The 25,461-nt window shown below is 68.3% G+C and carries 19 protein-coding genes; 9 read left to right on the top strand and 10 right to left on the bottom strand.

From position 1 onward, the window contains the following. Window positions 1-18: 18 nt before the first annotated feature. Entirely contained in the window at window positions 19-1,377 is a 1,359-nt protein-coding gene (locus OC550_RS05470) for a nitrate/nitrite transporter (protein ID WP_262104272.1), read from the bottom strand. 33 nt (window positions 1,378-1,410) lie between these two features. Then, window positions 1,411-2,316 (bottom strand): proteasome assembly chaperone family protein, encoded by a 906-nt coding sequence (locus OC550_RS05465; RefSeq protein WP_262106264.1) that lies wholly within the window; start codon window positions 2,314-2,316, stop codon window positions 1,411-1,413. A gap of 348 nt (window positions 2,317-2,664) precedes the next feature. Between OC550_RS05465 and OC550_RS05460 the strand changes: the two genes are divergently transcribed. The 5 genes from OC550_RS05460 to OC550_RS05440 all read left to right on the top strand — a co-directional run bounded on the left by OC550_RS05460 (window position 2,665) and on the right by OC550_RS05440 (window position 8,771). After that, a complete protein-coding gene (locus tag OC550_RS05460; RefSeq protein WP_262104271.1) occupies window positions 2,665-4,182 on the top strand; it encodes a leucyl aminopeptidase in 1,518 nt (505 codons plus the stop codon). Between the two features lie 199 nt (window positions 4,183-4,381). After that, complete coding sequence (lpdA, locus tag OC550_RS05455) at window positions 4,382-5,764, top strand: dihydrolipoyl dehydrogenase (RefSeq protein WP_262104270.1); 1,383 nt, start codon at window positions 4,382-4,384, stop codon at window positions 5,762-5,764. A 125-nt stretch (window positions 5,765-5,889) separates the two neighbouring features. Beyond that, window positions 5,890-7,629, top strand: a complete 1,740-nt coding sequence (gene sucB / locus OC550_RS05450) for a 2-oxoglutarate dehydrogenase, E2 component, dihydrolipoamide succinyltransferase (protein ID WP_262104269.1) — start codon at window positions 5,890-5,892, stop codon at window positions 7,627-7,629. 182 nt (window positions 7,630-7,811) lie between these two features. Further along, window positions 7,812-8,165, top strand: coding sequence for a hypothetical protein (locus OC550_RS05445; protein ID WP_262104268.1), 354 nt, complete (start codon window positions 7,812-7,814; stop codon window positions 8,163-8,165). Window positions 8,166-8,333: 168 nt separating this feature from the next. Beyond that, window positions 8,334-8,771 carry an OsmC family protein gene (locus OC550_RS05440; RefSeq protein WP_262104267.1) on the top strand — a complete coding sequence of 146 codons (438 nt, stop codon included), beginning with the start codon at window positions 8,334-8,336 and terminating at the stop codon, window positions 8,769-8,771. 80 nt (window positions 8,772-8,851) lie between these two features. On the opposite strand, the gene OC550_RS05435 is transcribed toward OC550_RS05440, so the two are convergent. From OC550_RS05435 to OC550_RS05420, 4 genes are all read right to left on the bottom strand, one after another. Further along, the gene (locus OC550_RS05435) at window positions 8,852-9,706 is read right to left on the bottom strand and encodes an IS3 family transposase (RefSeq protein ID WP_262104266.1); all 855 of its coding nucleotides are present in this window, start codon (window positions 9,704-9,706) and stop codon (window positions 8,852-8,854) included. Next, the gene (locus tag OC550_RS05430; protein ID WP_262103508.1) at window positions 9,703-10,029 is read right to left on the bottom strand and encodes a helix-turn-helix domain-containing protein; all 327 of its coding nucleotides are present in this window, start codon (window positions 10,027-10,029) and stop codon (window positions 9,703-9,705) included. Before OC550_RS05430 ends, OC550_RS05435 begins: the two co-directional genes overlap by 4 nt. Before the next feature lie 277 nt (window positions 10,030-10,306). Further along, window positions 10,307-13,804: a S41 family peptidase gene (locus tag OC550_RS05425; protein ID WP_262104265.1), complete on the bottom strand. Its 3,498-nt coding sequence runs from the start codon at window positions 13,802-13,804 to the stop codon at window positions 10,307-10,309. A gap of 44 nt (window positions 13,805-13,848) precedes the next feature. Beyond that, on the bottom strand, window positions 13,849-15,549 hold the full coding sequence (locus OC550_RS05420) for a serine/threonine-protein kinase (RefSeq protein ID WP_262104264.1): 1,701 nt from the start codon (window positions 15,547-15,549) through the stop codon (window positions 13,849-13,851). A gap of 118 nt (window positions 15,550-15,667) precedes the next feature. Here OC550_RS05420 and lipB point away from each other — a divergent pair, with 118 nt between their 5' ends. From lipB to OC550_RS05405, 3 genes are read left to right on the top strand one after another with little or no spacing between them, the layout of a single operon-like run. Further along, complete coding sequence (gene lipB / locus OC550_RS05415; protein ID WP_262104263.1) at window positions 15,668-16,366, top strand: lipoyl(octanoyl) transferase LipB; 699 nt, start codon at window positions 15,668-15,670, stop codon at window positions 16,364-16,366. After that, window positions 16,363-17,364, top strand: coding sequence for a lipoyl synthase (lipA, locus tag OC550_RS05410; RefSeq protein WP_262104262.1), 1,002 nt, complete (start codon window positions 16,363-16,365; stop codon window positions 17,362-17,364). The genes lipB and lipA overlap by 4 nt, the downstream gene beginning before the upstream one ends. Window positions 17,365-17,401: 37 nt before the next feature. Beyond that, complete coding sequence (locus OC550_RS05405; RefSeq protein WP_262104261.1) at window positions 17,402-18,160, top strand: DUF4191 domain-containing protein; 759 nt, start codon at window positions 17,402-17,404, stop codon at window positions 18,158-18,160. An 85-nt stretch (window positions 18,161-18,245) separates the two neighbouring features. On the opposite strand, the gene OC550_RS05400 is transcribed toward OC550_RS05405, so the two are convergent. Beyond that, window positions 18,246-18,683 (bottom strand): RDD family protein, encoded by a 438-nt coding sequence (locus tag OC550_RS05400; protein ID WP_262104260.1) that lies wholly within the window; start codon window positions 18,681-18,683, stop codon window positions 18,246-18,248. 241 nt (window positions 18,684-18,924) lie between these two features. Between OC550_RS05400 and glnA the strand changes: the two genes are divergently transcribed. Continuing rightward, complete coding sequence (gene glnA / locus OC550_RS05395) at window positions 18,925-20,349, top strand: type I glutamate--ammonia ligase (RefSeq protein ID WP_262104259.1); 1,425 nt, start codon at window positions 18,925-18,927, stop codon at window positions 20,347-20,349. Window positions 20,350-20,472: 123 nt separating this feature from the next. Here glnA and OC550_RS05390 read toward each other — a convergent pair whose 3' ends face one another. The 3 genes from OC550_RS05390 to OC550_RS05380 form a co-directional block, all read right to left on the bottom strand. After that, on the bottom strand, window positions 20,473-20,805 hold the full coding sequence (locus OC550_RS05390; RefSeq protein WP_262104258.1) for a cupin: 333 nt from the start codon (window positions 20,803-20,805) through the stop codon (window positions 20,473-20,475). A 181-nt stretch (window positions 20,806-20,986) separates the two neighbouring features. Further along, window positions 20,987-24,007 (bottom strand): bifunctional [glutamine synthetase] adenylyltransferase/[glutamine synthetase]-adenylyl-L-tyrosine phosphorylase, encoded by a 3,021-nt coding sequence (locus tag OC550_RS05385; RefSeq protein ID WP_262104257.1) that lies wholly within the window; start codon window positions 24,005-24,007, stop codon window positions 20,987-20,989. A gap of 11 nt (window positions 24,008-24,018) precedes the next feature. Next, window positions 24,019-25,359 carry a glutamine synthetase family protein gene (locus OC550_RS05380; RefSeq protein ID WP_262104256.1) on the bottom strand — a complete coding sequence of 447 codons (1,341 nt, stop codon included), beginning with the start codon at window positions 25,357-25,359 and terminating at the stop codon, window positions 24,019-24,021. Window positions 25,360-25,461: the final 102 nt, after the last annotated feature.

Here is a 25,461-nt window from a genome sequence, read left to right as displayed (position 1 = left end):
GCTGTGGAGGAGCAGTACTCAGGACTGCTTGCCGGCGCCGGGTCCCACGTCCCGGTTCCGGCGGCGCTGCCGGCCCAGCTCACGTTCGCGAGCCAGGGCTGTCCGCAGCGGCAGCACCACCGTACCCTGCTCGGCCAGCCGGTCGCGGACCCGCCGGCGCACGGCGAGCATCGCCAGGCTGCCGCCGGCTAGGAACAGGAACTGGAGGCTGAGCGCGATGCGGAAGGAGTCGAGGGCGTAGAGATTGGCGCCGGAGAATCCGCTCGAATACAGCGCATCGAGCGTCAGGCCGATGCCGAACATCACGAGCAGGGCGGAGACGAAGCCCCCGACGTTGACGATGCCGGTCGCGGTACCGGCCCGGCGGATCGGGTTGAAGGTGCGCGCAAAGTCGAAGGCGATCATGGATCCGGGGCCTCCGACGGCCAGCACCAGGACAAGCGCCACGAGCAGCCACAAGGGTGCAGGTACGGGATAGGCCAGCACGGCCAGCCAGGCTACGGCGGTTGCGCCGACGATCAGCAGCACCATCGTTGAACGGCGCAGCGGATGGCGCGCCACCAGGCGCCCGATCATCGGGCCGGAGACGAGGGCCACGACGACAAAGAGGGACATCAACGCCGAGGCCACGGCCGGCGGCTGCCCTTGGGCGGAGACCAGGAACGGATAGCCCCAGGTCAGGACGAAGACGTTGCCGGCGAACTGGACGGTGAAGTGCGACCACAGGCCCAGCCGCGTACCCGGCTCTTGCCAGGCCTCCGCCAGCGAAAGCCGCGTCTGCCGCAGTGTCGGCGGCAGCTCCCGCTCGGTGCCGCCCGGGAAGTCGCGGATCACGGTGACCGCGAGCACGCAGGCCAGCACCGCCAGGGCGGCCACAGAGAGGAAAGACGTGGTCCAGCCCTGAAGGTTGAGCAGGGCGATGAACGGAATCGTGCTGATCAGCTGGCCCAGTTGGCCGAACTGGCCGGTCAGCTGCGTCAGCAGCGGGATGCGCTTGCCGCTGAACCAGGCCGGCAGCAGCCGAAGCACCGAGACGAACGTCATCGCATCGCCGGCCCCCACCAGCAGGCGGCCCAGCAGGCCCTCGGGAATCGAGGATGCGAACGCCAGCTGCACCTGTCCGGCACACATCAGGGCGGCCCCGCCGGTGATCATGAAGCGCGAACCGAACTTGTCGACCATCAGCCCGACGGGAATCTGGAGCCCGGCGTAGACCAGCAGCTGGACGACGGTGAATGCCGAGAGTGCGGCCGCCGTCGCGTCGAAGCGCTCGGTGGCATGGAGCCCGGCTACGCCGAAGGACGTCCGTTGGGTGATCGCGGCCAGGTAGGCGAAGACCCCGATCCCCCACACCCACCATGCCCGCCGCGTATCCACATCAGCATTATCGTCACGCCTGGGCCCGGAACTCTAATCAGCCGCGCCGCCCCCGCCCGGCGAACTGCCTGCCCCGGGCGCCTCCGGATTGGCCGGGAGCGTCGCGAGGAAGGCCTCCACCTCTGAGCCGAGCTCGTCGGCATCCGGCAGCTCGTCATTGTCCTTGGTGAGCAGGGAGCGCCTGGTCTCCCGTCCGGCGTACTCGTCATAGCGCTTCTCCAGCTTGGTCACGACCTGCTGGACCTCCGCCGAATCGCTGACCTGCTTGGCGATCTGGGCGCCGACGTCCAGGCCGGCGGCCCGCAACCGGTCGGTCGGCAGCACCAGGGATGACGCCGCACCGAGGTACTCCATGGCCGCCACGGCGGCCTGCGGATATTCGGCTTCGGCAAGATAGTGGGGCACGTGCACGGAATAGCCTGCCACCCGGAGGCCGGCTTCGATCAGGCGGATCTCGAGCAGCGCTCCGATGCTGGCCTGCACGTGGGCCGTCGGTTTCCACGCGGTGATGCCGTCGATCAGCTCCGGCTGATTGCCGTGGACGGTGACGCCGATCGGCCGCGTGTGCGGGACGGGCATGGGCAGGGCCTGGACCCAGGTCACCAGCCCGACCTCCAGCTGCCGGGCCAGGAGAATGACGGCACGGCAGAACCGCTCCCACTGCAGGTCGGGTTCCGCGCCGGTGAGGAACAGGAACGGCTTTCCCATGCCGTCGAGCAGCCGGTACAGCTCAATCTTGGGCCGCTCGTAATCGGTGAAATGGTCCCCGACAAAGGAGACGACGGGTCGCTGGCCCCGGTAGTCGATCAGCTGGTCGGTATCGAAGGAGGCGATGAGCTCGCCGTCCAGCTGCTCGAGCAGCTCCGTCCCCAGCTGCGCGACCACATGTCCTGCCTCGGCCGAGCCGGTGAAGCCCATCAGCAGATCGAGCCCCCGCATTTCGTCGGATTCGATCAGCTCCGCGTTCACCGAGAACAACGACTGTGCGTCCAGCAACTTTTCCTCCTTGTCAGCGCGGATCCATGCCGCCTGCTGCCTGCCGGCCCCTCCCCTCAAGGACGGGACAAGCCAACTACCCTTTGTACCAGCGCAGCATCGCGGCAAATAATTCCGCACGCCTGTCCCGTGCCCCGCAGCCAAGCAGCTACGATCTGATTTGTAGCCGGTGGCCTGCGCGCGGGGCCTTGCCCGGCGTACCCGGCGCAATTTAGCGGCAACGACGACGGCGACCGCACCGTCCCGGTGCCCCGTTGGATCTTCCGAGACGAACAGTGAGGACAGCCCTTAGTGATCAAGACCACCGAGCTCAAGATCAATGCCGCGAAGGATCCCCGCAAGGTCCGGTGCGACGCCCTGGTAGTCGCGGTCGGCCAGGGGCCGGACGGCCCTGAGCTGGTGGACGGCTCGCTCGGCGGGAAGGCCTTGCAGGCACTGTCCCGGTCGCTGGGCGTCCTCGGCATCACCGGCGCCGCCGACGAGGTGCGCCGCCTGCCGGGGATCGACGAGTTCCACGCGGAAGTCATCGTCCTGGTCGGCATCGGCCAAATTTCCGCCGCCGCCGACCCGACAGAGGAGAAGCTTCGCCGGGCCGCCGGTTCCGCCGTCCGCCAGCTGCGCGGAGTGGGCCACGTCGCCCTCGCCCTGCCCGCGGCGTCCGTTCGCGCGGCGGCCGCCGTGGCCGAAGGCGCGGCCCTCGGGGCCTACGCCTACACCGAACACCGCTCCGCGAAGGATGCCGGGGACGTCGTCGCCGCCGTCACCGTGGTGACGCCGGCCGCCGGGGAGAAGTCGCTGCCGGCAGCCCTCGAGCGCGCCGCCATTCTCGGCCGGGCGGTCAACGCCACCCGGACCCTGGTGAACCGGCCGCCGAGCCACCTGTACCCCGAGACGTTCGCCGCGGCCGCCCAGGACCTGTCGAAAAACCTGCCGGTCAAGCTCACGGTGCTCGACGAGGAGAAGCTTGCCAACGACGGCTACGGCGGGCTGGTCGGCGTTGGCAAGGGCTCGTCCCGGCCGCCGCGGCTGGTCAAGGTCGAGTACGCTCCGGCGCGGGCCAAGGTGAAGCTGGCCCTCGTAGGCAAGGGCATCACCTTCGACTCCGGCGGACTCTCGCTCAAGCCAGCCACCGGCATGACGACGATGAAGTGCGATATGGCGGGCGCCGCCGTCGTCCTTAATGCCCTCCTGGCGATCGCCGAACTGGGCCTGCCGCTCAAGGTGACCGCCTGGCTGTGCCTCGCCGAGAACATGCCGTCCGGCCACGCACAGCGGCCCTCGGACGTTATGACCATCTTCGGCGGCAAGACCGTCGAGGTGCTCAACACCGACGCCGAGGGGCGGCTCGTCATGGCGGACGGACTGGCCGCGGCCAGTGCCGAGGAACCGGATGCCCTGATCGACGTCGCCACGCTCACCGGCGCGCAGATGGTGGCGCTGGGCAGCCGGGTGTCCGCGGTGATGGGCGACGACGGCGTGCGCGACGCGGTCAAGGCGGCGGCCGACCGGGCGGGCGAACTGTTCTGGCCCATGCCGCTGCCCGAGGAACTGCGCCCGAGCCTGGATTCGCAGGTGGCGGACCTGGCGAACATGGGCGAGAAGTTCGGCGGCATGCTCACGGCGGCCATCTTCCTGCGCGAGTTCGTCGGCGAAAGCAACGGGCGGAAAATCCCGTGGGCGCACCTGGACATCGCCGGACCGGCTTTCAACGAAGGGGCACCCTACGGCTACACGCCCAAGGAGGGCACCGGCGTGGCCGTCCGCACGCTCGTCGCCTACGCCGAGGACGTCGTCGCCCGGGCCGGCTGAGCGCCGGGCAGCACAAGCTCGTTTCGGCTGTCACAGCACCGGGTGAATCCCGGCACAAACGGGCCCCGCCGGACCTTCATCAAGTAGATGATGGAATATGGGTGGGGCTAAGGTGAGAGTCAAAACATCGAAGATCACTTCACCCAATCAAACAGCAGGCGTGCAGCGGCACGTCCAAAAATATCGAGGGAGCGTACACGTGGCCGATTCGGCAACTGCGCAAGAGTTCGACATCCTGATCCTCGGCGGCGGTAGCGGCGGATACGCCGCGGCGCTGCGTGCCGTGCAGCTGGGATTCACCGTCGGCCTGGTCGAAAAGGGCAAGCTGGGAGGCACCTGCCTGCACTGGGGCTGCATCCCCACCAAGGCCATGCTGCACTCGGCCGAGCTGGCCGACCACGCCCGGACGTCTTCCAAGTACGGCGTCAACGTCACGCTGGATTCGATCGACATGAGCGCGGTCAAGGCCTACAAGGACGGCATCGTCGCCGGCAAGTTCAAGGGCCTGAGCGGACTCATCAAGATGCGCGGCATCACGGTCATCGAGGGTGAAGGCAAGCTGACCGGCAAGGACACCATCGAGGTCAACGGAACGACCTACACCGGCAAGAACATCATCCTGGCTACCGGCTCGTACTCCAAGACCCTGCCGGGCCTGGAAATCGGCGGGAAGGTCATCACCTCCGAGGAGGCCCTCGACCTGACCGAGCTGCCCGAGAAGGCTGTCATCCTCGGCGGCGGCGTGATCGGCGTGGAGTTCGCCTCCGTCTGGAAGTCCTTCGGCGTCGACGTGACCATCGTCGAGGGCCTGCCCTCGCTGGTCCCGAACGAGGATCCGGCGATCATCAAGAACCTCGAGCGGGCGTTCAAGAAGCGCGGCATCAAGTTCAACACCGGTGTCTTCTTCGAGAAGGCCGAGCAGACCGAGAACGGCGTCGTCGTCACGCTGGCGGACGGCAAGACGTTCGACGCGGACCTGCTGCTGGTCGCCGTGGGACGCGGGGCCGCCACCTCCGGCCTCGGCTTCGAGGACAACGGCATCACCGTTGACCGGGGCTTTGTCATCACCGACGAGCGCTGCCACACCGGCGTCGGCAACATCTACGCCGTCGGCGACATCGTTCCCGGCGTGCAGCTGGCCCACCGCGGCTTCCAGCAGGGCATCTTCGTTGCCGAGGAAATCGCGGGCAACAACCCGGCCGTCGTCGAGGACATCAAGATCCCGAAGGTGACCTTCTGCGAGCCGGAAATCGCCTCCGTCGGCCTCAATCAGCCGCAGGCCGAGGAGAAGTTCGGCAAGGAGAACGTCGAGACCGCCGAGTACAACCTCGCCGGCAACGGCAAGAGCTCCATCCTGGGCACCAGCGGCATCATCAAGATGGTCCGCCAGAAAGACGGCCCCATCGTCGGCATGCACATGATCGGCGGCCGCATCGGCGAGCAGATCGGCGAGGCGCAGCTGATCGTCAGCTGGGAGGCCTACCCGGAGGACGTGGCGGCCCTGATCCACGCCCACCCGACGCAGAACGAATCGCTCGGCGAAGCGGCCATGGCCCTGGCCGGCCGTCCGCTGCACGGCTAAGAACACGCCTTTGCTTAGTCCACCCGCCCGCACGGGCCGGGTGGACTAAGCTCAATCACAGGACTTCCCGGCCCCTTTGCGCGGCCTGGGCCTTAGACACAAAGAATTAGGAGAACGGGGACGACATGTCTGAAACCGTTAACTTGCCCGCACTCGGTGAAAGCGTCACCGAAGGCACCGTCACTCGCTGGCTGAAGCAGGTCGGCGACCGGGTCGAAGTAGACGAACCCCTGCTCGAAGTTTCCACCGACAAGGTCGACACCGAAATTCCTTCCCCGGTTGCCGGCGTGGTCGAGGAGATCCTGGTCGCCGAAGACGAGACGGCCGACGTCGGAGCTGCGCTGGTGCGCATCGGCGACGGTTCGGGTTCCGGCTCGGCCGAGGCCGCCCCCGAGGCGCCCGCCAAGGAAGAAGCCCCGCAGGAGGCTCCGGCCGAACAGCCCGCCCAGGAAGAAGCAGCGGCGCCGGCTCCCGAGTCCAAGCCCGCCGCCGCCGGCACCGGCGAAGGCACCGAGGTCAAACTGCCCGCGCTGGGCGAGAGCGTCACCGAGGGCACTGTCACCCGCTGGCTGAAGCAGGTCGGCGACTCGGTCGAGGTCGACGAGCCGCTGCTCGAGGTTTCCACTGACAAGGTCGACACCGAGATTCCCTCCCCGGTGGCCGGAACCCTGCAGGAGATCCGCGTCGGCGAAGATGAGACGGCCGAGGTCGGCTCCGTGCTCGCCATCATCGGCTCCGGAGCCGCAGCGCCGGCTGAAGCCGCACCGGCCAAGGCCGAGCCGACTGCCGCCGCCCCGTCCGGCGACCGCCCGGCACCTGTAGAGGAGCCGGCCGCCCAGGCACCGGCACCGGTCAAGGAAGAGGCGCCGAAGCAGGAGGCTCCAGCCCCCGCCGCACCGGCCCAGCCCGCTCCGGCAGCCGAAGCGGCCCCGGCCACCGAGGCCGGCTACGTGACCCCGCTGGTGCGCAAGCTCGCCAACCAGCACAGCGTCGACCTGTCCATCGTGACCGGCACCGGCGTGGGTGGCCGCATCCGCAAGCAGGACGTGCTCTCCGCCGCCGAAGCCGCCAAGGCCTCCTCGGCCCCGGCAGCCAGCGCCCCCGCAGCGGCAGCCGCCCCGGCCGCGCCTGCGGATTCCGCCAAGCGCGGCACCGTGGAGAAGGCTCCGCGCATCCGCCAGGTCATCGCCCGCCGCATGCGCGAGTCGCTGGACACCTCCACCCAGCTGACCCAGGTCATCGAGGTCGATGTCACCAAGATCGCCAAACTCCGTGCCGCTGCGAAGAATTCCTTCCAGCAGCAGAACGGTGTGAAGCTGACCTTCCTGCCCTTCTTCGCCAAGGCCGTGGCCGAGGCGCTGAAGCAGCACCCGAAGCTCAACGCGTCCTACGACGAAGAGAAGCAGGAAATCACCTACCACAACGCCGAGCACCTGGCGATCGCCGTCGATACGGAGAAGGGCCTGCTCGTCCCCGTCATCAGTGACGCGGGCAGCCTGAACATGGCCGGACTGGCGGGCAAGATCGCGGACGTGGCAGACCGCACCCGGACCAACAAGATCGGTCCGGACGAGCTGTCCGGCGGCACGTTCAGCATCACCAACCTGGGCAGCGTCGGAGCCCTCTTCGACACCCCGATCATCAACCAGCCGCAGGTGGGCATCCTCGGCGTCGGCGCCATCGTCAAGCGCCCCGTGGTCGTCACGGGACCTGATGGCGAAGACGCGGTTGCCATCCGCTCCATGGTCTACCTCGCCCTGACCTACGACCACCGCCTGGTCGACGGCGCGGACGCGGGACGGTTCCTGCAGACCATGAAGGCACGCCTCGAAGGCGGCGCGTTCGAGGCGGACCTCGGGCTCTAGACCGCCGGCCGCAGGCCATTAGCGACGTCGGGTGCACTCCTTTTCGCAAGGGTGCACCCGACGTCGCTCTTTGCTTTGTTTCCGCGCCTCTCCCCCGACGGTACTACGCGTTGTAGAAAAGTTACCCGCTCCGCCGGGTTCGGGAGCGGGACAGCGGTTCCCCTGTCGATAGGATCGACAGTATGGAATTCCTTCGGTATCTCTTGCTTTTCGTCCACGTCGTCGGGGCCGCGGCCATCGTCGGCGTCTGGTTCGCCAACTTCCGCAGGCCCGGAGTCAGCCCCTGGCAGTTCCACGGCGCCTGGGTCCAGCTGCTGACCGGCCTGCTGCTCGTCGGCGTGATCGAAATGGGCGACCTCGCCGAGGTCAACAACATCAAGGTCGCGGTCAAGCTGATCATCGCCCTGGTCGTCTTCGTGGCGGCCCTGATCGGCTACCGCAAGCAGAAGAAGGGCGAGCCGGTCTCCACCGGGCTGGCCCACGCCGTCGGCGGCATGGCCCTGATCAACATCGCCGTAGCCACGCTCTGGCAGTAGCCCCTGGTCCCAAGACGGCCGGCTTCCCCTCCGGGAGGCCGGCCGTCTTCATGTTCGGGCCCCGGTGGCCTTGCCCCAGCCGCGCCCCTAGGATGAGGAAGAAGGCGCCGCCGCGGCGGCGCCTGAAGGAAGAAGCACAACAGGACGATTCCTACGCAAGGAGTGCACATGGCTACAACACGTTCGGCCCACACCGTCTGGAAGGGCGACCTCTTCTCCGGCTCCGGCCAGACTTCCCTCGATACTTCCGGCCTGGGCACCTACGACGTCACCTGGAAGGCCCGCGCCGAGGACGCCAAGGACAAGACCAGCCCGGAGGAGATGATCGCCGCTGCCCACTCGGCCTGCTTCTCCATGGCCTTCAGCAACATCCTCAAGGAGGCCGGCCACGCACCGGAGAGCATCGAGACCGCCGCCGAGGTGGATTTCGACACCTCGAACGGGCCGCAGATCAGCGAGATCCGCCTGATCGTCAAGGCGACCGTCCCCGGCATCAGCGACGCCGACTTCCAGAAGAGCGCCCAGGCCGCCAAGGAAGGCTGCCCCGTCTCCAAGGCCCTGGCCTCGGTCCCGAGCATCACGCTCGACGCGACGCTGAATTCCTGACGGTTCCGCCGTTAGACGGACCGAGGGCCCGGCGCATTGGATGAACTGGTCCCCTGAAGCTGGACTGGGTAATTAAGAGCCTAAACCTTGAGGGCCTGAGCACGGTATTGCACCGGGCTCAGGCCCTCAAGCTTTGTGGAGATCCTTTCGGTGTTGTACCAGCGGATGTATTCGTGGATGGCTGATGTGAGTGCGCCGGTGCTGAGGAATCGGACATGGTGGAAGAGCTCTTCCTTGAGGTGTCCGAAGAAGTTTTCCATCACTGCGTTGTCGTAGCAGTTGCCCTTGCGGGACATCGATTGGATGGCGTTGGCGCCCTGCAGGAGTCTCCGCCATGAGGCGTGCTGGTATTGGAATCCCTGGTCTGAGTGCACGATCGGTTTCTGCCCATACTCGAGCGTTGCCAGCGCCATACGCAGTGAGGTGTTGGTGAGCGCCAGGTTCGGGGACAGGCCGACGGTGTAGGAGAGGATCTGCCGGTCGAAAAGGTCCATGACGGGTGAGAGGTAGAGTTTTCGACCGTCGACTCTGAACTCGGTCACATCCGTTACCCACTTCTGGTTCGGGGCATCGGCATCGAAGTCCCGGTTCAGCAGATTGGGGGCAGTTTTGCCCTGTTCGCCTTGGTAGGAGTTGTAGCGTTTCCTTTGCCGGACCTTGCAGACGAGCTGCAGGGAACGCATGAGCTTCAGCACGGTCTTCTTCGCGATCGTCCACCCTTGCCGGGTCAGTTCAGTGTGGATGCGGCGGTGCCCGTATCTGCCATGGTTCTTTGTGAAGATGGTCGTGGCAGCGCTCTTGACTGCTTCCTTCGGGTCGGGAGCCCTGAGTCGGGCCTGGTGGTAGAAGAACGTCGAACGGGCCAAGCCGGCGACCTGCAGCAGAACCGGCAGCGAAAAGTCGGCCTTGAGGGCGATGATGGCCTGAACCTTCACCGTTGTTTTGGTGCCCTCAAGGCCCGCAATTTTCCCAGGTAGGCCACTTCCGCCCGCAGCCGTTCATTCTCCCGGCGCAGCCGCTCCAGTTCAGATGGCTCCGCCGGCGGTGGAGCGCCGGGCTTCCTCGGTCTGCCTTTAGGCTTCGGACGCAGGGCGTCCGCGCCCTGGCGGTGATATACCCGTACCCATGTCTCGAGCAGACGAGGTGAGGACAGGTCCGCCTCAGCCGCGAGGTCCGAAGCGCTCTCACCGGCCAGGAACTTCTCTACCAAGGCGAGCTTAAACTCGAACGAGTACGCCTTTTTTGTCGGTTTGCCCACGAGCGCTCCTCGACCATGGATCCTCCACCGCCGATAAAGGTGCCTAACCGGCCAGCGGGCCACGCCCAGTATGGTTGCGGTCGCCGTATCTGCGATGCCCTTCTCGAACCACGCTACAGCGGCCTCCCGCTGCACAACCGACAACGAACTACGTGCATACATAAAAGTGCTCCCCGGATGTCGGAACTGAATTTCTCAGTCCAACTTCCGGGGAGCACTTCATGGATTGCGCCGGGCCCTCTCGTGTTGCCGCGTGCTTGCGGCGCGGCGGCTACGCTCAGTTGCCCTGGGGACGGGGCGGCAGCGGCGCGGTCCGCAGGGCGGGGTAGCCCGCCAGCGCCGGGGGCCGGTCGGTCGGCAGTTCCTGGAGCATCTCCTTGAGGATGCCTACGCCGTGCTCCAGCTGCGGGTCCTCGCCGGCGGCATAGGCATGCGGAGGGAAGGGCACCTCGATGTCTGGTTCGACTCCGTAATTCTCCACGCTCCAGCCGACGCCCTGGGTGAACCAGAAGGCGTAGCGGGGCTGGGTGACCCCGGTGCCGTCCACCAGCGAGAAGCGGCCGTCGATGCCGACGACGCCTCCCCAGGTCCGTGTGCCGACGACCGGCCCGATGCCGCGGAGTTTGGCCACCTGCGTGATGATGTCGCCGTCCGAACCGGCGTACTCATCGGTCAGCATGACGACGGGACCGCGTGGCGCGTGGGCCGGATACGTACCGGGCTGTTCCCCGCGCGCGAGGTTCCAGGCGGTAACCTTGCGCCCGATCAGCTCCGCCACCAGCTGCGAGGTATGGCCGCCGCGGTTGCTGCGGACATCGATGATCAGCGCGTCCCGGGCCGTCTCCACATCCAGGTCACGGTGCAGCTGTGACCAGCCGCGGGCGACCATGTCCGGAATGTGCAGGTACCCGAAGCGGCCCTCGGACGCCTCCTGGACGATCCGCCGGTTGCCGGCGACCCAGTTCTGGTACCGCAGCCTTTCCTCGTCACTGATCGGCACGACGGCGATGCGGCGCTGCCTGCCCGGCTCCGCACTGTCGGGGCCATGGACGATGGTCAGCTCGACGGTCTTGCCGGCCGCCCCGGACAGCAGCGGGGCCGGCCCCGTGCGGCGGTCCACCGGGACGCCGTCGACGGCAGCGACGATATCCCCCGGCTTCACGCCCGCCCCGGGGGCGGCCAGCGGGGACCGGGCCAGCGGATCAGAGGACTCCCCCGCCAGGATGCGCTGCACCGCCCAGCCGGCCGGTGTGCTGGCCAGGTCGGCTCCCAGCAGGCCCTGCTTTCCGGCGCCAGCCTCGGCAGCCGGCGCCGGCGTGACGTAGGCGTGGGAGGTGCCGAGTTCGCCGTGCAGTTCCCACAGCAGATCCACGAGGTCGTCGTGCGATCCCAGCCTGTCGACGAGCGGCCGGTACCGGCGGTAGACCTGCTCCCAGTCCAGGCCGGCCATGTCCTCGGCCCAGAAGAAGTCGCGCTGCAGCCGCCAGGCCTCGTCGAAGGCCTGCCCCCAGACCTTCAGCGGTTCCAGCTGGACACGGATCCGGCTCAGGTCCACCCGGACGTTCTCCGGCGAGTCTTCCTCCACCTTGGCAGCCACCGGAACGCTCCGGACCTTCTTCTGGTTCACATAGACCAGGCGCTTGCGGTCGCCGGAGACCAAGTAGGAATCGAGCGCAGGCACCAGCACGGTCACCTCGCGCCGGGAGATGTCGAAGCGTTCGAGCCGGTGCGGTTCCGCCGGTGCCTCCGCGGAGGCGCGGCCCTCGCCGGTTACTCCGGACAGGTCGCTGGCCAGCCAGAGCAGCGCGCCGTCCACGGCGCTCAAGTCGCTGTACCGGCCCTGGGCGACGGGGATGGGAATGATCCGCCCGGCCAGCTGGACGGGGTCGACGGCGGTGCGGGCGGGCTGTGCCTCGGCCTCACCCTCGGCATCGTTGCGCGGCTCGGCCTCGGGCACCGTGCCGTGGACCGCCGGGCCAAAGGGCGAGGGCGTGGTCGAGTCCAGGGCCACGAGGAACGGTTTGGTCGACTGCGGAAAGCTCAGGTCGAAGCTGTGGGTGTCGTAGACCGGGTCGAAGCTGCGCTCCGAGAGGAACGCGGCGAACTTCCCGTCCGGGGTAAACGCGGGCGAGTGGTCCCGGAACCGGCCGTCGGTGATGTCGTGGACGGCGTCGCCGCCGCGCGCCGCGCCGATCCGCAGCCTGGTGCGGGTCCCCTCGGCGGTGACCGGTTCGCTCCAGAGGACCCAGTTCGAGTCCGGGGAAAAGACGACGTCGTTGATCGCACCGTGCGCCGTGGAGGCGAGTTCCCGCAGCTCCTTGGACTCCGCGTCCAGCAGCAGCAGCTGGCCGTACTCGGTTGCCACGGCCGCAAGCTTGCCGTCCGGGCTGGCACACAGCTGGCTGACACGCGTGCGCTCGGGGAAATCGATCCGGGTGCCGGACGGCGCCACCGGCCCGTCGCCGCCGCTGCGGGCCGGAATGGAGGCGGCGGCTCCTTCACCCGCCAACCAGGACCGGCCTGACTGGGGACCGGCGGATCCGGCTGCTACGGCCGGCGCCGGAGCCAGGGCGACCGAGGTGCCGCCCAGCACCGCCGAAGCCGATACCGGCTGGGGCAGGGGGTTGGCCTCCTCGGACGCGGGGACTGCACCGCCGACCTGTGGCTCGGCGTCCTGCAGCGGCAGGTCGTCGAAGACGCGGCGCACGTAGAGTGCCTCCGCTCCCCCGTGGTCCGCCACGTAGATGACGGCGTCGTCGCCGAGCGGGCGGGCCAAGCGGGCACGCACCCCGGGAGCCGCCTCGACGACCCGTGATGGCCCGTCCCGGTGGGTCAGCCAATGGACGGTGCCGTGGGTCTCCACCACGGAGGCAGAACCGTCCCGGTTGGGGACGGCCGCGGCGAGGTGGCGTTCGACGTTGAGCGGACGGCGGCGGCGGCCCGTGGAAGCGGACCCCAGTGTCAGTTCGAGCTTGCGGGGCTCCGCGTCCAGATCCTCGGCCAGCCACAGTTCGCCCGCGGATTCGAACACCACACGCTGTCCGTCGGTGGCAGCGTGCCGGACGTAGAAGTCCTCGTGGTCCGTGTGGCGGCGGAGGCCGCTGCCGTCGGGCAGCACCGAGTACAGGTTGCCGTATCCTTCATGGTCGCTGAGGAAAGCCACCCGGCCGCCGATCCACATCGGATCCGTCAGGTTGCCGTTCAGCTGCGGAACCAGCCGGGCGAACTGCCCCGAGCCGTCCCGGTCGATCCAGAGCTTGCCGGCCGTTCCGCCGCGGTACCGCTTCCACCACGCCGGTTCCCGTGACAGGACGCTGCCGACCACCACCGGCCGCTCGTCGCCGACCGACGGGCCGAACGCAATCGTGTCGAGCGGCCCGAAGTTCAGCAAGCGGGGAACGGCGCCGTCGAGCGGCACGGCGTGAGCCCAGGTGTGGCGCGACTCTTCGCGCTGGAAGGCGCTGGTCACGATCGCCTCGCCGGCTGCGGTGAAGCCCTTCATCCGGGTCGTGGGGTGGCCCCAGTACGTCAGCTGGCGGAAGTCGCCGCCGTCGGTCGATGCCGCGACTGCTTCCGGGGCGCTCCCCTGCACCACGCTCCAGGCGATCTGCGAGCCGTCCGGGGAGAACCGGGGATTCCTCGCCGGCAGCTGCAAAGACGAGACCCGCCAGGCCCGTCCTCCGTCGACCGGCGCGACCCAGACATCATCTTCGGCGATGAACGTGACAAGGCCGGCATGCAGGTGCGGGTAACGGAAGTAGCTCGAGGAAGTCATGCATCGATCTTAGCCACGCCGCGGTGCGAGCCCGCGGACCGCCGTCACCGCGGCGGATCATGAAGTGAAGAGATGAGCCACCGGCCCCGTTCCCGCACGAGGGCGAGCACGAGGCGCTGTACCTTCGGCTCGCCGGCGGCGGCAACGACGCGGCCTCCGGCGTCGCGTTGTTCGAAGCCAGATGTCGTCACCGTCGCGGCAACCTCAACGACCCCGCCGGCACGGCTGACGACGGCGGCGTGCGACACTTCCACGGACAGGCCGCTGAACCGATGCTCCCGTTCCTCCAGCGCAGCAATGACCTCCCGGTCCGCGGCCATGGCCGGCGACCCTTCGGCATTCACCTGGGCGAGCAGTCGTGCATCCCTGGTCAGCAGCGCTTCCGTGCGGAGCCAGGTCAGGCCCTCGACCGCGGCTGCCGGATCATCACCCGTGACGGCGGCGGCATGCTTCCCGGGCGTCGCCCGCGCCGGAGCACCCGGCCCCGGGGAAGCCGGAGCCGCCGGGGAAGCCTCCAGCCCGGCGTGCACGGTCGCCGGGGGCGTCCCCCGGCCTGCCCCCGCGATGGCGGCCCCGACGAGAACGGCCGCCGCGAGTCCCACTGCCAGCAGGCCGGCGGCGAGCACGGCGCCGTGCCTTCTCCCGCCGGCGGCCCTCCCGGCCCTTCCGGTGGCCGCCGCCGCTTCGTGCCGCGGCTTCCGCTCCGCACGGGGGCTGCTCGGCAGTGAGCGGGAGCGACTCAGCGTCCTGCTGGGGCGCCGGCGTGTCGTCCCGCGCACCCGGCCACGGCCGATATGGCCAAGTAGTTGGGACAGCACCGGACGGCGGTCCTTGCCCGTGGCGATCCGCCGGGTCAGCAGCTTGGGCGCCACCGACGGATGCACGGCCGCGGCCAGATCCACCGGCTCGGGCCGTGCCGCCCGGAAGGCACGGCGGGCGAACTCTTCAGAACCGGGGCGCTCGGCGGCCGCCTCCGACAATCCTGCTTCAAGCAGTTCGACGAGCGTCACCGGCACGTCGGGCACCATGACCCGGAGCGGCGGCCGCTTGGCCGTGCGGGCCGGAACCCGCCCGGTCAGCATGTACCAGCCAAGCGCGGCCAGCGCATACACATCCGCGTCCGGTTCGAGTCCTTGGTCCGGGCGGGAGGAAGCGGCCGCCTCCGGCGCGAAGAACCCCGGTGTGCCTCCCGGAACGGAGCGGACCGAGCCGACGGGACGTGCGACGCCGAAGTCGCTGAGCAGCGGCTTGCCGTGCTCGGTGAAGAGCACGTTCCCCGGCGCCACGTCCCCGTGGGTCATCCCGCGCGCGTGCAGGAACGCCAGGGCCTGCGCGATCGGCGTCAGCACCGTGACGGTCTCGGCGACGCTGAGCGGCCCCCGTGCGGCGACCAGGGCCCCGAGCGACCCGCCGGCAGCATGCTGGAGCAGGAGCCCGGGGCCGGCGTCCGTCGGAACCATCCGCAGGGCCGTCACCAGATGGTCGTGGGCCGCTGCCCCCAGTAGCTGCCGCTCCCGGTCCGCCTCCGCCGCGGCGGCAGCATCGGCGTGATCAGGACCGTTTTGCGGCCGGAAGACCTTCAGCGCATACTCCGCGCCGCCCCGTTCCTCGGCGACCAGCCAGACATGGGCGGCTGCTCCGCTGCCGAGCCAGCGGATGACGCGGAAACCTTCCGCTACGGGTCGCGGTGGCTCCTCGGCGCCGACGGCCAGGCCCCCGGAATCCGGTAACAGTGGCTGTGTCATGTGTCCAGATCTACTACAGGCGGGCGGCACGCGCTGGAGTTATCCACAGGCTGCAGTGGCTCCCCGGCCGCCGACACACAACTACGTGTTGGAGGGGCTGCGGCGTAGGCTGGTCCGCATGAGCCTAGAGTTTTCCCGAATCGGGTTTGCCCCCGACTATGTCGACTACCAGGAGGGCTGGGACCTCCAGCGCCGCATCCACGATGCAGTCCTGGCAGGAGAGGCGCCCAGCACCGTCCTGCTCCTCGAGCACAGCTCTGTATATACGGCCGGCAAACGCACCGAGGAACAAGAGCGTCCCCTGGACGGCACCCCCGTTGTCAACGTTGACCGGGGCGGCAAGCTGACGTGGCACGGACCCGGCCAGCTCGTCGGCTACCCCATCGTCGCGCTGCCCGAACCAACCAAGGTCGCGGACTACGTCCATGTCCTGGAACAGGCCCTGATCAACGTCCTGGCGGACTTCGGCATCAACGGCACGCGCATCGACGGCCGGTCCGGAGTCTGGATCGAGGGTGAGGGAGGCCGCCAGGACCGGAAGATCGCGGCGATCGGCATCCGGGTCAAGCACCGCGTGACGATGCACGGCTTTGCCCTGAACTGCAGCAACGAACTGGCACCCTACGAGCAGATCATCGCCTGCGGGATCAGCGACGCCGGAACCACCACCATCAGCACCGAAACCGGGCGCCCCGTGACCCCGGCGGACGTCGCCGACCGGGTCGAGGAAGAACTGCGACGGTTCGAAACCGCGCTCGTCAAAACCGGTGACGCCACCGGAGCCGGCTCCGTCCGGCAGGAAGGAGCATTGCTGTGAGTGCTGCCCCCGAAGGCCGCCGTCTGCTGCGCATCGAAGCCCGGAACGCCGCGACCCCGGTCGAGCGCAAGCCGGAGTGGATCAAGGCCAAGGTCAACATCGGGCCCGAGTATGTCCAGCTCAAGAACCTGGTCAAGGAAGAAGGCCTCCACACGGTCTGCGAAGAGGCCGGATGCCCGAACATCTTCGAATGCTGGGAGGACCGGGAAGCCACCTTCCTGATCGGCGGCTCCGAATGCACCCGGCGCTGCGACTTCTGCCAGATAGACACCGGCAAGCCCTCGCCGATCGACATCATGGAACCGACCAAGGTCGCCCGGTCGGTCGCCAGCATGAACCTGCGGTACGCCACGGTCACGGGTGTCGCACGCGACGACCTCGAGGACGAAGGCGTCTGGCTCTATGCCGAAACAGTCCGCAAGATCCACGAACTGAACCCGGGCACCGGCGTCGAACTCCTGATTCCGGATTTCTCCGGCAAGCCGGACCACATCGCCGCCATCTGCGAATCGGCGCCGGAGGTCTTCGCGCACAACGTGGAAACCGTACCGCGCATCTTCAAGAGCATCCGGCCGGCCTTCCGCTACGAACGGTCGCTCGACGTGATCACCCAGGGCCAGCGGCACGGCATGGTCACCAAGTCCAACCTCATCCTCGGCATGGGCGAAACCCGGGAAGAGGTCTCGGAGGCGCTCCGCGACCTGCACGAAGCCGGCTGCGACCTGATCACGATCACGCAGTACCTGCGTCCGACGGAGCGGCACCATCCGGTGGACCGCTGGGTCAAGCCGGAGGAATTCGTCGAGCTGCGCGATGAGGCCGAGGAAATCGGCTTCCTCGGCGTCATGAGCGGACCGCTCGTGAGGTCCTCCTACCGGGCGGGCCGGCTCTGGGCGACGGCGATGCGCAAGAAGGGCCGGGAGCTTCCGCCCGAGCTGGCGCACATCGGCGATTCCGGCTCCACGCGGCAGGAAGCCGCCAGCCTTGTCGCGCACTGAAATCCACCGTCCCCGGCCACTGTAGAATTGCCTCATTATGTCCAATAGCACTGGTTCCGACGCCACCCCGAAGCGCGCCTTGTTCTCGCGCAAGCCCAAGCCCGATAAGCCCGCCAAGGCCAAGAAGGGCCCGGGCCGCCTGAAGCAGATCGGCCAGGTCTTCCAGATGACCCGGCGCAACGACCCCAACGTCGTGTGGATCATGCTGCTGGCCTTCCTGGGCATCGTCGCCGTCGGCCTGCTGATTGGCCTGTTGATCAACAACTGGGTGACGCTGCTCATCATTGCGATCCCGCTGGGCCTGCTCGCCGCCATGTTCATCCTGTCCCGGCGCGCCGAGCGTGCCGCCTTCGCGCAGATCGAAGGCCAGCCGGGCGCGTCCGGAGCCGCCCTCAGCGTGCTACGCCGCGGGTGGATCCTGCAGGAGCAGCCCGTCGCGGTCAACCCTCGCACCCAGGACGCCGTGTTCCGCGCCGTCGGCCGTCCCGGCATTGTCCTGGTGACCGAGGGCCCGTCGCACCGCGTCAAGCCGCTGGTGGACAACGAGCGGCGCCGGCTCGCCCGCATCCTGCCCAACGTCAAGATCCACGTGATCGAGACGGGCCGGGGCGAGGGACAGGTGGAGCTGTCCAAGGTGGCCAAGCACGTCCAGAAGCTCAAGAAGGAGCTGACCAAGCAGGAGGTGCAGGCCGTCGACAAGCGCCTCAGCGCCCTCGGCACCAACAAGCTTCCGATCCCGAAGGGTGTCGATCCCTTCAAGGCCCGCCCGGACCGGCGCGCCATGCGGGGACGCTAACCATAACGACGGCGAAGGCCACCTGGGAATTCCAGGTGGCCTTCGCCGTCGTTATGGGACTTTTTACGAGAGTTCGAGGCGGCGCCTACATCCGGACCAGGAGGGTGGACATCGCCCGGTCATGCAGCCCGCGCTGGTCCTGGTCGAAGATCACCGCGGGAATCACCAGGCACAGCAATACGGTGCGGACGACGGCGGCCAAGAGGCCGGGCGCCGATCCGTCCGGTTTCCGCACCGCGATCCCCATAATCCGGTGGCCGATGCTGTAGCCCAACGTGCCGACCAGCAGCAGCTGCTCCACCGCGAAGATTGCCAGGATGCTCAGCTCGGCCCCGCCGAACAGCCACCCCGCGATCAGGTAGCTCAGGCCCCAGTCGATCATCAGCGCGACTATACGGCGGCCCGGCCGGGCGATCGAGCCGGGTCCGGTCCGGGGCAGGCCCAGTCGCTGGCCGGGCCAGTTCTGCTCGTTGGATTGGGGCGGCCCTTCGAGCCAGGAGCCAAGGTCTCTTCTGCTTACCACCCCTTAAGGGTACCGACACTTGGCAGCGTGGACGCCTGCTCAGGGCTGCTGCCGTCCCGGCGTAACGCGGTCGGCGCGGCGGCCCGCGGCACGCTAGTCTTGACGGGTCGGACCCCATAAGTAACCTGCCGGAAACATTTGCGACACCAACGGGAAATTCCGTGGTTCTACATTGGTCACTGTTGCCGGCGCCTGTGTCGCTGCCGGCGGTTACCCCCTGAATGCGTAAGGAGCATGCCCGATGTTCAACAATGCGGACGAAGTCCTCAAGTACATCGCGGACGAAGATGTTAAGTTCATCGACATCCGTTTCACCGATCTGCCCGGCGTCCAGCAGCACTTCAACGTGCCGGCCAAGACCGTTGACGCGGACTTCTTTGTCAACGGACAGCTGTTCGACGGCTCCTCCATCCGCGGGTTCCAGGGCATCGCCGAATCCGACATGCAGCTCATCCCGGATGTCACCACCGCGTTCATCGACCCGTTCCGCGTCGAGAAGACCCTGGCGCTGAACTTCTCGATCGTGAACCCGCGCACCGGCGATCCCTACCACCGCGATCCCCGCGGCGTGGCCGAGCGCGCCGAGGCCTACCTGGCCTCCACCGGCATCGCCGATACCGCGTTCTTCGCCCCCGAGGCCGAGTTCTTCATCTTCGACGACGTCCGCTTCCAGTCCAGCCCGGAGCACTCCTTCTACGCCGTCGACTCCATCGAGGCGCACTGGAACTCCGGCCGCAAGGACGAGGGCGGCAACCAGGGCTACAAGACCCCGGTCAAGGGCGGCTACTTCCCCGTCGCGCCGATCGACAAGCAGGCCGACCTCCGCGACGCCATCTGCGTGGAACTGGACGCCGTCGGCCTCGAGGTCGAGCGCTCCCACCACGAGGTCGGCGCCCCCGGCCAGGCCGAGATCAACTACAAGTTCGACACCATGGTCCACGCCGCGGACGACCTGCTGAAGTTCAAGTACATCGTCAAGAACGTGGCCGACGCCTGGGGCAAGTCCGCGACCTTCATGCCGAAGCCGGTCTTCGGCGACAACGGCTCGGGCATGCACTGCCACCAGTCGCTGTGGATGAACGGCGAGCCGCTGTTCTACGACGAGAAGGGCTACGCCGGCCTCTCCGACACAGCCCGCTGGTACATCGGCGGCCTGCTCAAGCACGCCTCCGCCGTGCTCGCCTTCACCAACCCGACGGTCAACTCCTACCGCCGCCTGGTCAAGGGCTTCGAGGCTCCGGTCAACATGGTCTACTCGCAGGGCAACCGCTCCGCCGGTATCCGCATCCCGATCACCGGCTCCAACCCGAAGGCCAAGCGCATCGAGTTCCGCGCCCCGGACGCCTCCTCGAACCCGTACCTGGCATTCGCCGCCCAGCTGATGGCGGGCCTCGACGGCATCAAGAACCGCATCGAGCCGGCTGACCCGATCGACAAGGACCTGTACGAGCTGCCCGCCGAGGAAGCCAAGGACATCCAGAAGGCTCCGGGCACGCTCGAGGAAGCCCTGGACGCGCTCGAGGCCGACAACGAGTTCCTGCAGGCCGGCGGCGTCTTCACCCAGGACCTGATCGACACCTGGATCGCCTACAAGCGCGAGAACGAAATCGCCCCGCTGCTGCTGCGCCCGAACCCCTACGAGTTCGAGCTCTACTACCACATCTAGCCGGAGCCGGCGCGAAGCAGGCGCCGCGACTACAGAGGGCCCGTCCGAACTGCCGCTTGGCAGTCCGGACGGGCCCTCTGTAGTTGGCTCTGGTTGGCCTTAGTTGTTATGCCTCGGCGCAGGTCAGCCGGGCAGATGCGTCTCGGTCACAGCGGTCAGCAGGAAGACCGAGTCCTCGCTCGCCTCGACGGAATGCCGTTCCTGCGGCACCAGCGCCAATTGGTTCTCGTTGACGACGACCCTCCCGCTGGCGGAGACCAGGGTGATGGACCCTTCAAGCACATACACGCTGCCGGCCACCGGCGCGTTGTGCTCGCCCAGCACGGCGCCGGCTTTCAGCGCCAGCACCGTCTGCCGCAGGGGCCCCTCCTGCGCCACCATCGCCGCGCTGCGCCCGTGCGGGGCCTCCACCGCGACGGCCAGATGTTCCCGGGCTACCAGCTCAATGTCGGTCATGTTGCGCTCCTTCGTCATCAGGTCCTGGCCCCAGCCTAGCCGTCAGGAGCGCGAAGCCGGCAACACCGGCCGACCGGTGCGGGGACGGACGACGGCGGTGGCCGCGTTGGCAAGCCGCCGGGCTCATCGCCAGCGACCGTGCGATGGCCACGCGCTGCTGCTGGCCGCCTCACCTAGGAGGCTACTCCGTGCCGAAGCCGTAGAAGTACCGTTCGAAGATGCCGCGTGTCCGGCGGGTGAGCCTCAGGTAGTCCTCTTCAAGCGCGCCGCCGTGCCCGGGCTGGTAGCCGCACCAGCGGGCCACCGCCTCCAGATCGCGGCGGGAGGACGGCAGCAGGTCTGCGTTCTTGCCGCTCCAGATGACGTTGGCGGACCTGATCCGGCTCGCCAGGGACCAGCTCCGGCGCAGCGTCAGGACGTCGGCGGCCGGCAGCAGGCGGGCCTCCTCGATGGCGTCCAGGGCGTCCAGGGTTCCGGTGGTGCGCAGGCCCGGATGGTCGTGGGCGTGCAGCAACTGCAGCAGCTGGACCAGCCATTCCACGTCGCTCAGGGCACCGCGGCCCAGTTTTAGGTGGCGGGCCGGGTCGGCGCCGCGGGGCAGCCGTTCCGATTCCACCCGGGCCTTGATCCTGCGGATCTCGCGGACTTCCTCCGGCCCCACCTCGCGCCCGTAGCGGATGGGATCGATGAGCTCGATGAACTCGGCCGCCAGCTCGTCGTCACCGGCGATCGGCCGGGCGCGGAGCAGCGCCTGGGTCTCCCACACGAGGGACCAGCGCTGGTAGTACTCCCGGTAGGAGTCCAGCGAGCGGACCATCGGGCCGTTCTTGCCCTCGGGGCGCAGCGCGGCATCCAGCTCCAGCGGGCGTTCGGCGAGCACCGGCGGGCTGCACGGCTGCTGCAGCAGCGACGAAAGCTGTGAGACGATCCGCAGCGCCTGCTGTTGCGCCGCGTCCGGATCCGCCTCCGGCAACGGCTTGTGCAGGTAGATGACGTCCGCGTCCGAGACGTAGCCGATCTCGCGGCCGCCCTGGCGTCCCATCGCGACCACAAGGACCCTGGTCAGCTGCTCGTCCTCCTCGAACACCACGCCCTCAGCGACGTGCAAGGCACCGAGGATCGCCGCCCGATCCGCATCGGACAGCGCGATCCCCACCTGGTTCTGGTCCAGCAGGCCCGAGCTGTCGGCGATGGCGATGCGCAGCATTTCCCGTCGGCGGATCTGGCGGATGAGCCGCATCGCGGCCTTCGGATCCTGGTGGCGGGACATCTTGTGCCGGATTTCCTGCCACTGCAGTTCGAAGCTCCGCGGCGCCAGCTCCTTGTCGGAGCCCAGCCACGCCGCTGATTCGGGGGACACCTCCAGCAGGTCGGTGATGAACCGGCTGCTGGAGAGCACGTGGCACAGCCGCTCGGCCGCAGAGCTCGAGTCACGGAGCATGCCCAGGTACCAGTGGGACTCCCCCAGAGCTTCGCTGAGCCGGCGGAAGCCGAGCAGGCCGGCATCAGGGTCCACGCCGTCGGCAATCCACTCCAGCAGGACCGGCAGCAGCTGGCGCTGCAGGAGCGCACGGCGCCGGATACCCGCCGTCAGCGCCTCGATGTGCCGCATGGCGCCGCGGGGATCCAGGTAGCCCAAGGCGGCGAGCCGCCCCTGCGCCGCTTCCGGCGACAGCCTGACCTCATCGGCGCTGAGGTTCGCGGCCGTCGCCAGCAGGGGGCGGTAGAAGATGCTCTCGTGCAGCTCGCGGACCCGGCGCTTGGTCTGCTGCCATTGCTGCAGCAGCACCTCCGGGGCCGGCCGTCCCATTGCCAGCGAGCCCAGGGAGGACTTGGCCAGCGCGCGCAGGGCGGCCTCGTCCTGCGGCATCAGGTGGGTCCGGCGGAGCTGCACCAGCTGGATGCGGTGCTCGAGCACGCGCAGGTATCGGTAGGAGCGGTCGAATTCGTTGGCGTCGGAGCGGCCGATGTAGCCGGCCGTGCTCAACGCGGCGATGGCCGACGTCGTGTCCCGCACCCGCAGCGACTCGTCCACCCGGGCGTGGACCAGCTGCAGCAGCTGGACGGTGAACTCGACATCGCGAAGGCCGCCGCGCCCGAGCTTGATCTGCCGCCCGCGCTCGTGCACCGGAATGTTGTCGGTGACCCGGCCGCGCATGGCCTGCACGGACTCCACGAAGCCCTCCCGCTCGGAGGAGCTCCAGATCAGCGGCGCCACCGCTTCCTCGTAGCGCAGGCCGAGGTCCCGGTCCCCCGCGATGTGCCGGGCCTTCAGCAGGGCCTGGAACTCCCAGGTGTGGGCCCAGCGCCGGTAGTAGCTGAGGTGCGACTCCAGGGTCCGCACCAGCGGGCCGTCCTTGCCCTCCGGACGCAGGTTGGCGTCAACCTCCCAGAGCCCGGGCTCCGGTCCGGCCGAGGAGATCGCCCGCGTCATGCCCGTGGCAAGCGCCGTGCCGATCACCGCCGCCCGGGCCTCGTCGAGTCCGTCGGCTTCCACCACGTAGACCACGTCGACGTCGGAAATATAGTTCAGTTCCCCGGCGCCGCACTTGCCCATCCCGATGACCGCGAGCCGCACCCGCCCGGCCTCATCCGCCCCGAAGCGCTCTTCGAGCTCCGCGCGGGAGACCGCGAGCCCCGCCTCGATCGCCGCCGCCGCGAGGTCCGCGAGTTCGCGGCCAGCAGCAGGCATGAAGTCCACGGGCGAAGCCGCGCAGAGGTCCCTGATCGCGAGCTCTGCCAGGTGCCGCCGGTACCGGCTGCGCAGCCGGCTGTACGCGTCCTTCCCGGACTGCCGCGCGACCGGCTGGTCCGAGGCTGGGTCGGCGCCGACCGATTCGAGCAGCGATGCGCGCAGCCGCGCCGCCGGAACGGCGGCCGGTTCGGGGCTGGCCTTGGTCCGCAGCACATCCAAATGCTCGGGCCGGCGCAGCAGGAACTCGGCCAGTGCCTCCGAGGCGCCCAGGAGGCGGAACATCGCCTCGCTGGTGTCCGCGTCCGCGGAGGCCAGCTCGGCCAGCTGGGGGTGCCGCTCCAGGAGCCTGACCAGCGAAACCAGTGCAAGGTCGGGGTCTGCTGCCTGGCTGAATCCCTCGAAGAGGCGGTCACGGTCCAGGCCGTTCAGTTCGCGGGCGGCCAGGAAGCGCGTGCTCTTCTCGAGGTCCTTGAAGCCGCTGGCGATCAGCTGCCGGTTCAGGCTCATGCGGTCCGGACCTACAGGATGCCGATGTTCCGGTGCAGCTCGTGCGGCGTGACCTGGATCCGGTAGTCGTGCCATTCCGCCCGCTTGTTCCGCAGGAACACCTCGAAGACCTGCTCGCCGAGGATCTCCGCCACCAGTTCGGATTCCTCCATTACGCGGACCGCGTCGTGCAGGCTGGACGGCAGCGGGTCGTGGCCCATGGCCCGGCGCTCGGCCGAGCTGAGGCTCCAGACGTCTTCCTCGGCGCCCGCCGGCAGCTCGTAGCCCTCTTCGATGCCCTTCAGCCCGGCCCCGAGCAGGACGGCGTAGGCCAAGTAGGGGTTGGCCGCCGAGTCGATGCCGCGGTACTCGATCCGCGCGGACTGGCCCTTGTTGGGCTTGTAGAGCGGCACGCGGACCAGGGCGGAACGGTTGTTGTGGCCCCAAGAGATGTAGCTGGGGGCTTCTCCCCCGCCCCAGAGGCGCTTGTACGAATTGACGAACTGGTTGGTGACGGCCGTGAACTCCGGGGCGTGTTTGAGCAGGCCCGCGATGAACTGCCGGGCGGTCTTGGACAGCTGGTACTCTGCACCCGCTTCGAAGAACGCATTGGAATCCCCCTCGAACAGGGAGAAGTGGGTGTGCATGCCGGAACCGGGGTGCTCGGAGAACGGCTTCGGCATGAAGGTGGCGTAGATGCCCTCCATCAGCGCCACCTCCTTGACCACCGTGCGGAAGGTCATGATGTTGTCCGCGGTCTGCAGCGCGTCGGCGTAGCGCAGGTCGATCTCGTTCTGGCCCGGGCCGTCCTCGTGGTGGCTGAACTCGACCGAGATGCCCACGTTCTCGAGCATCGTAACGGCGGTCCGGCGGAAGTCCTGGGCCACGCCGCCGGGCACATGGTCGAAGTAGCCGGCCTGGTCCACGGGAACCGGCACGCCGTCGGGGCCGAGTTCCTGCGACTTGAGCAGGTAGAACTCGATCTCCGGATGCGTATAGCAGGTGAAGCCCATGTCCGCGGCCTTGCTCAGGGCGCGCTTGAGCACGTTGCGCGGGTCGGCCGCGGAGGGCTCCCCGTCCGGCGTCAGCACGTCGCAGAACATCCGCGAGGTCTGCTCCGCCTCGCCGCGCCAGGGCAGGATCTGGAAGGTCGCCGGGTCGGGCTGGACCAGCATGTCCGATTCGAAGACGCGGGCCAGGCCCTCGATGGACGAGCCGTCGAAGCCCAGGCCCTCTTCGAAGGCGCCCTCGACCTCGGCCGGGGCCAGTGCCACGGATTTGAGCGATCCGACAACGTCGGTGAACCACAGCCGGACAAACCGGACGTCCCGTTCTTCGATGGTTCTGAGCACAAATTCCTGCTGGCGGTCCATTGATACCCTTTCCGTGCCTGGCCTCGTGGCCTTGAAGCGGCCTGCTAGTACTCACTCTACTGAAGGAAACCCTTGTTTCCTGCCCCACGGAGCCGCCCCGCC

This window comes from Arthrobacter sp. Marseille-P9274 (assembly GCF_946892675.1).
In the GTDB taxonomy this organism is placed as follows: Bacteria; Actinomycetota; Actinomycetes; order Actinomycetales; family Micrococcaceae; genus Crystallibacter.
The sequence above is the reverse complement of the archived record's forward strand: the minus strand, read 5'-3'. Positions and strand labels throughout refer to the sequence as shown.

What these genes read in the sequence shown, in the direction of transcription:
- OC550_RS05445 (WP_262104268.1), top strand. Translation starts at nt 7,812, where the DNA reads ATGGAATTCCTTCGGTATCTCTTGCTTTTCGTCCACGTCGTCGGGGCC.
- OC550_RS05425 (WP_262104265.1), bottom strand. Translation starts at nt 13,804, where the DNA reads ATGACTTCCTCGAGCTACTTCCGTTACCCGCACCTGCATGCCGGCCTT.
- OC550_RS05390 (WP_262104258.1), bottom strand. Translation starts at nt 20,805, where the DNA reads ATGACCGACATTGAGCTGGTAGCCCGGGAACATCTGGCCGTCGCGGTG.
- OC550_RS05440 (WP_262104267.1), top strand. Translation starts at nt 8,334, where the DNA reads ATGGCTACAACACGTTCGGCCCACACCGTCTGGAAGGGCGACCTCTTC.
- OC550_RS05465 (WP_262106264.1), bottom strand. Translation starts at nt 2,316, where the DNA reads ATGCGGGGGCTCGATCTGCTGATGGGCTTCACCGGCTCGGCCGAGGCA.
- OC550_RS05405 (WP_262104261.1), top strand. Translation starts at nt 17,402, where the DNA reads ATGTCCAATAGCACTGGTTCCGACGCCACCCCGAAGCGCGCCTTGTTC.
- OC550_RS05420 (WP_262104264.1), bottom strand. Translation starts at nt 15,549, where the DNA reads ATGACACAGCCACTGTTACCGGATTCCGGGGGCCTGGCCGTCGGCGCC.
- lipB (WP_262104263.1), top strand. Translation starts at nt 15,668, where the DNA reads ATGAGCCTAGAGTTTTCCCGAATCGGGTTTGCCCCCGACTATGTCGAC.
- sucB (WP_262104269.1), top strand. Translation starts at nt 5,890, where the DNA reads ATGTCTGAAACCGTTAACTTGCCCGCACTCGGTGAAAGCGTCACCGAA.
- OC550_RS05380 (WP_262104256.1), bottom strand. Translation starts at nt 25,359, where the DNA reads ATGGACCGCCAGCAGGAATTTGTGCTCAGAACCATCGAAGAACGGGAC.
- OC550_RS05385 (WP_262104257.1), bottom strand. Translation starts at nt 24,007, where the DNA reads ATGAGCCTGAACCGGCAGCTGATCGCCAGCGGCTTCAAGGACCTCGAG.
- glnA (WP_262104259.1), top strand. Translation starts at nt 18,925, where the DNA reads ATGTTCAACAATGCGGACGAAGTCCTCAAGTACATCGCGGACGAAGAT.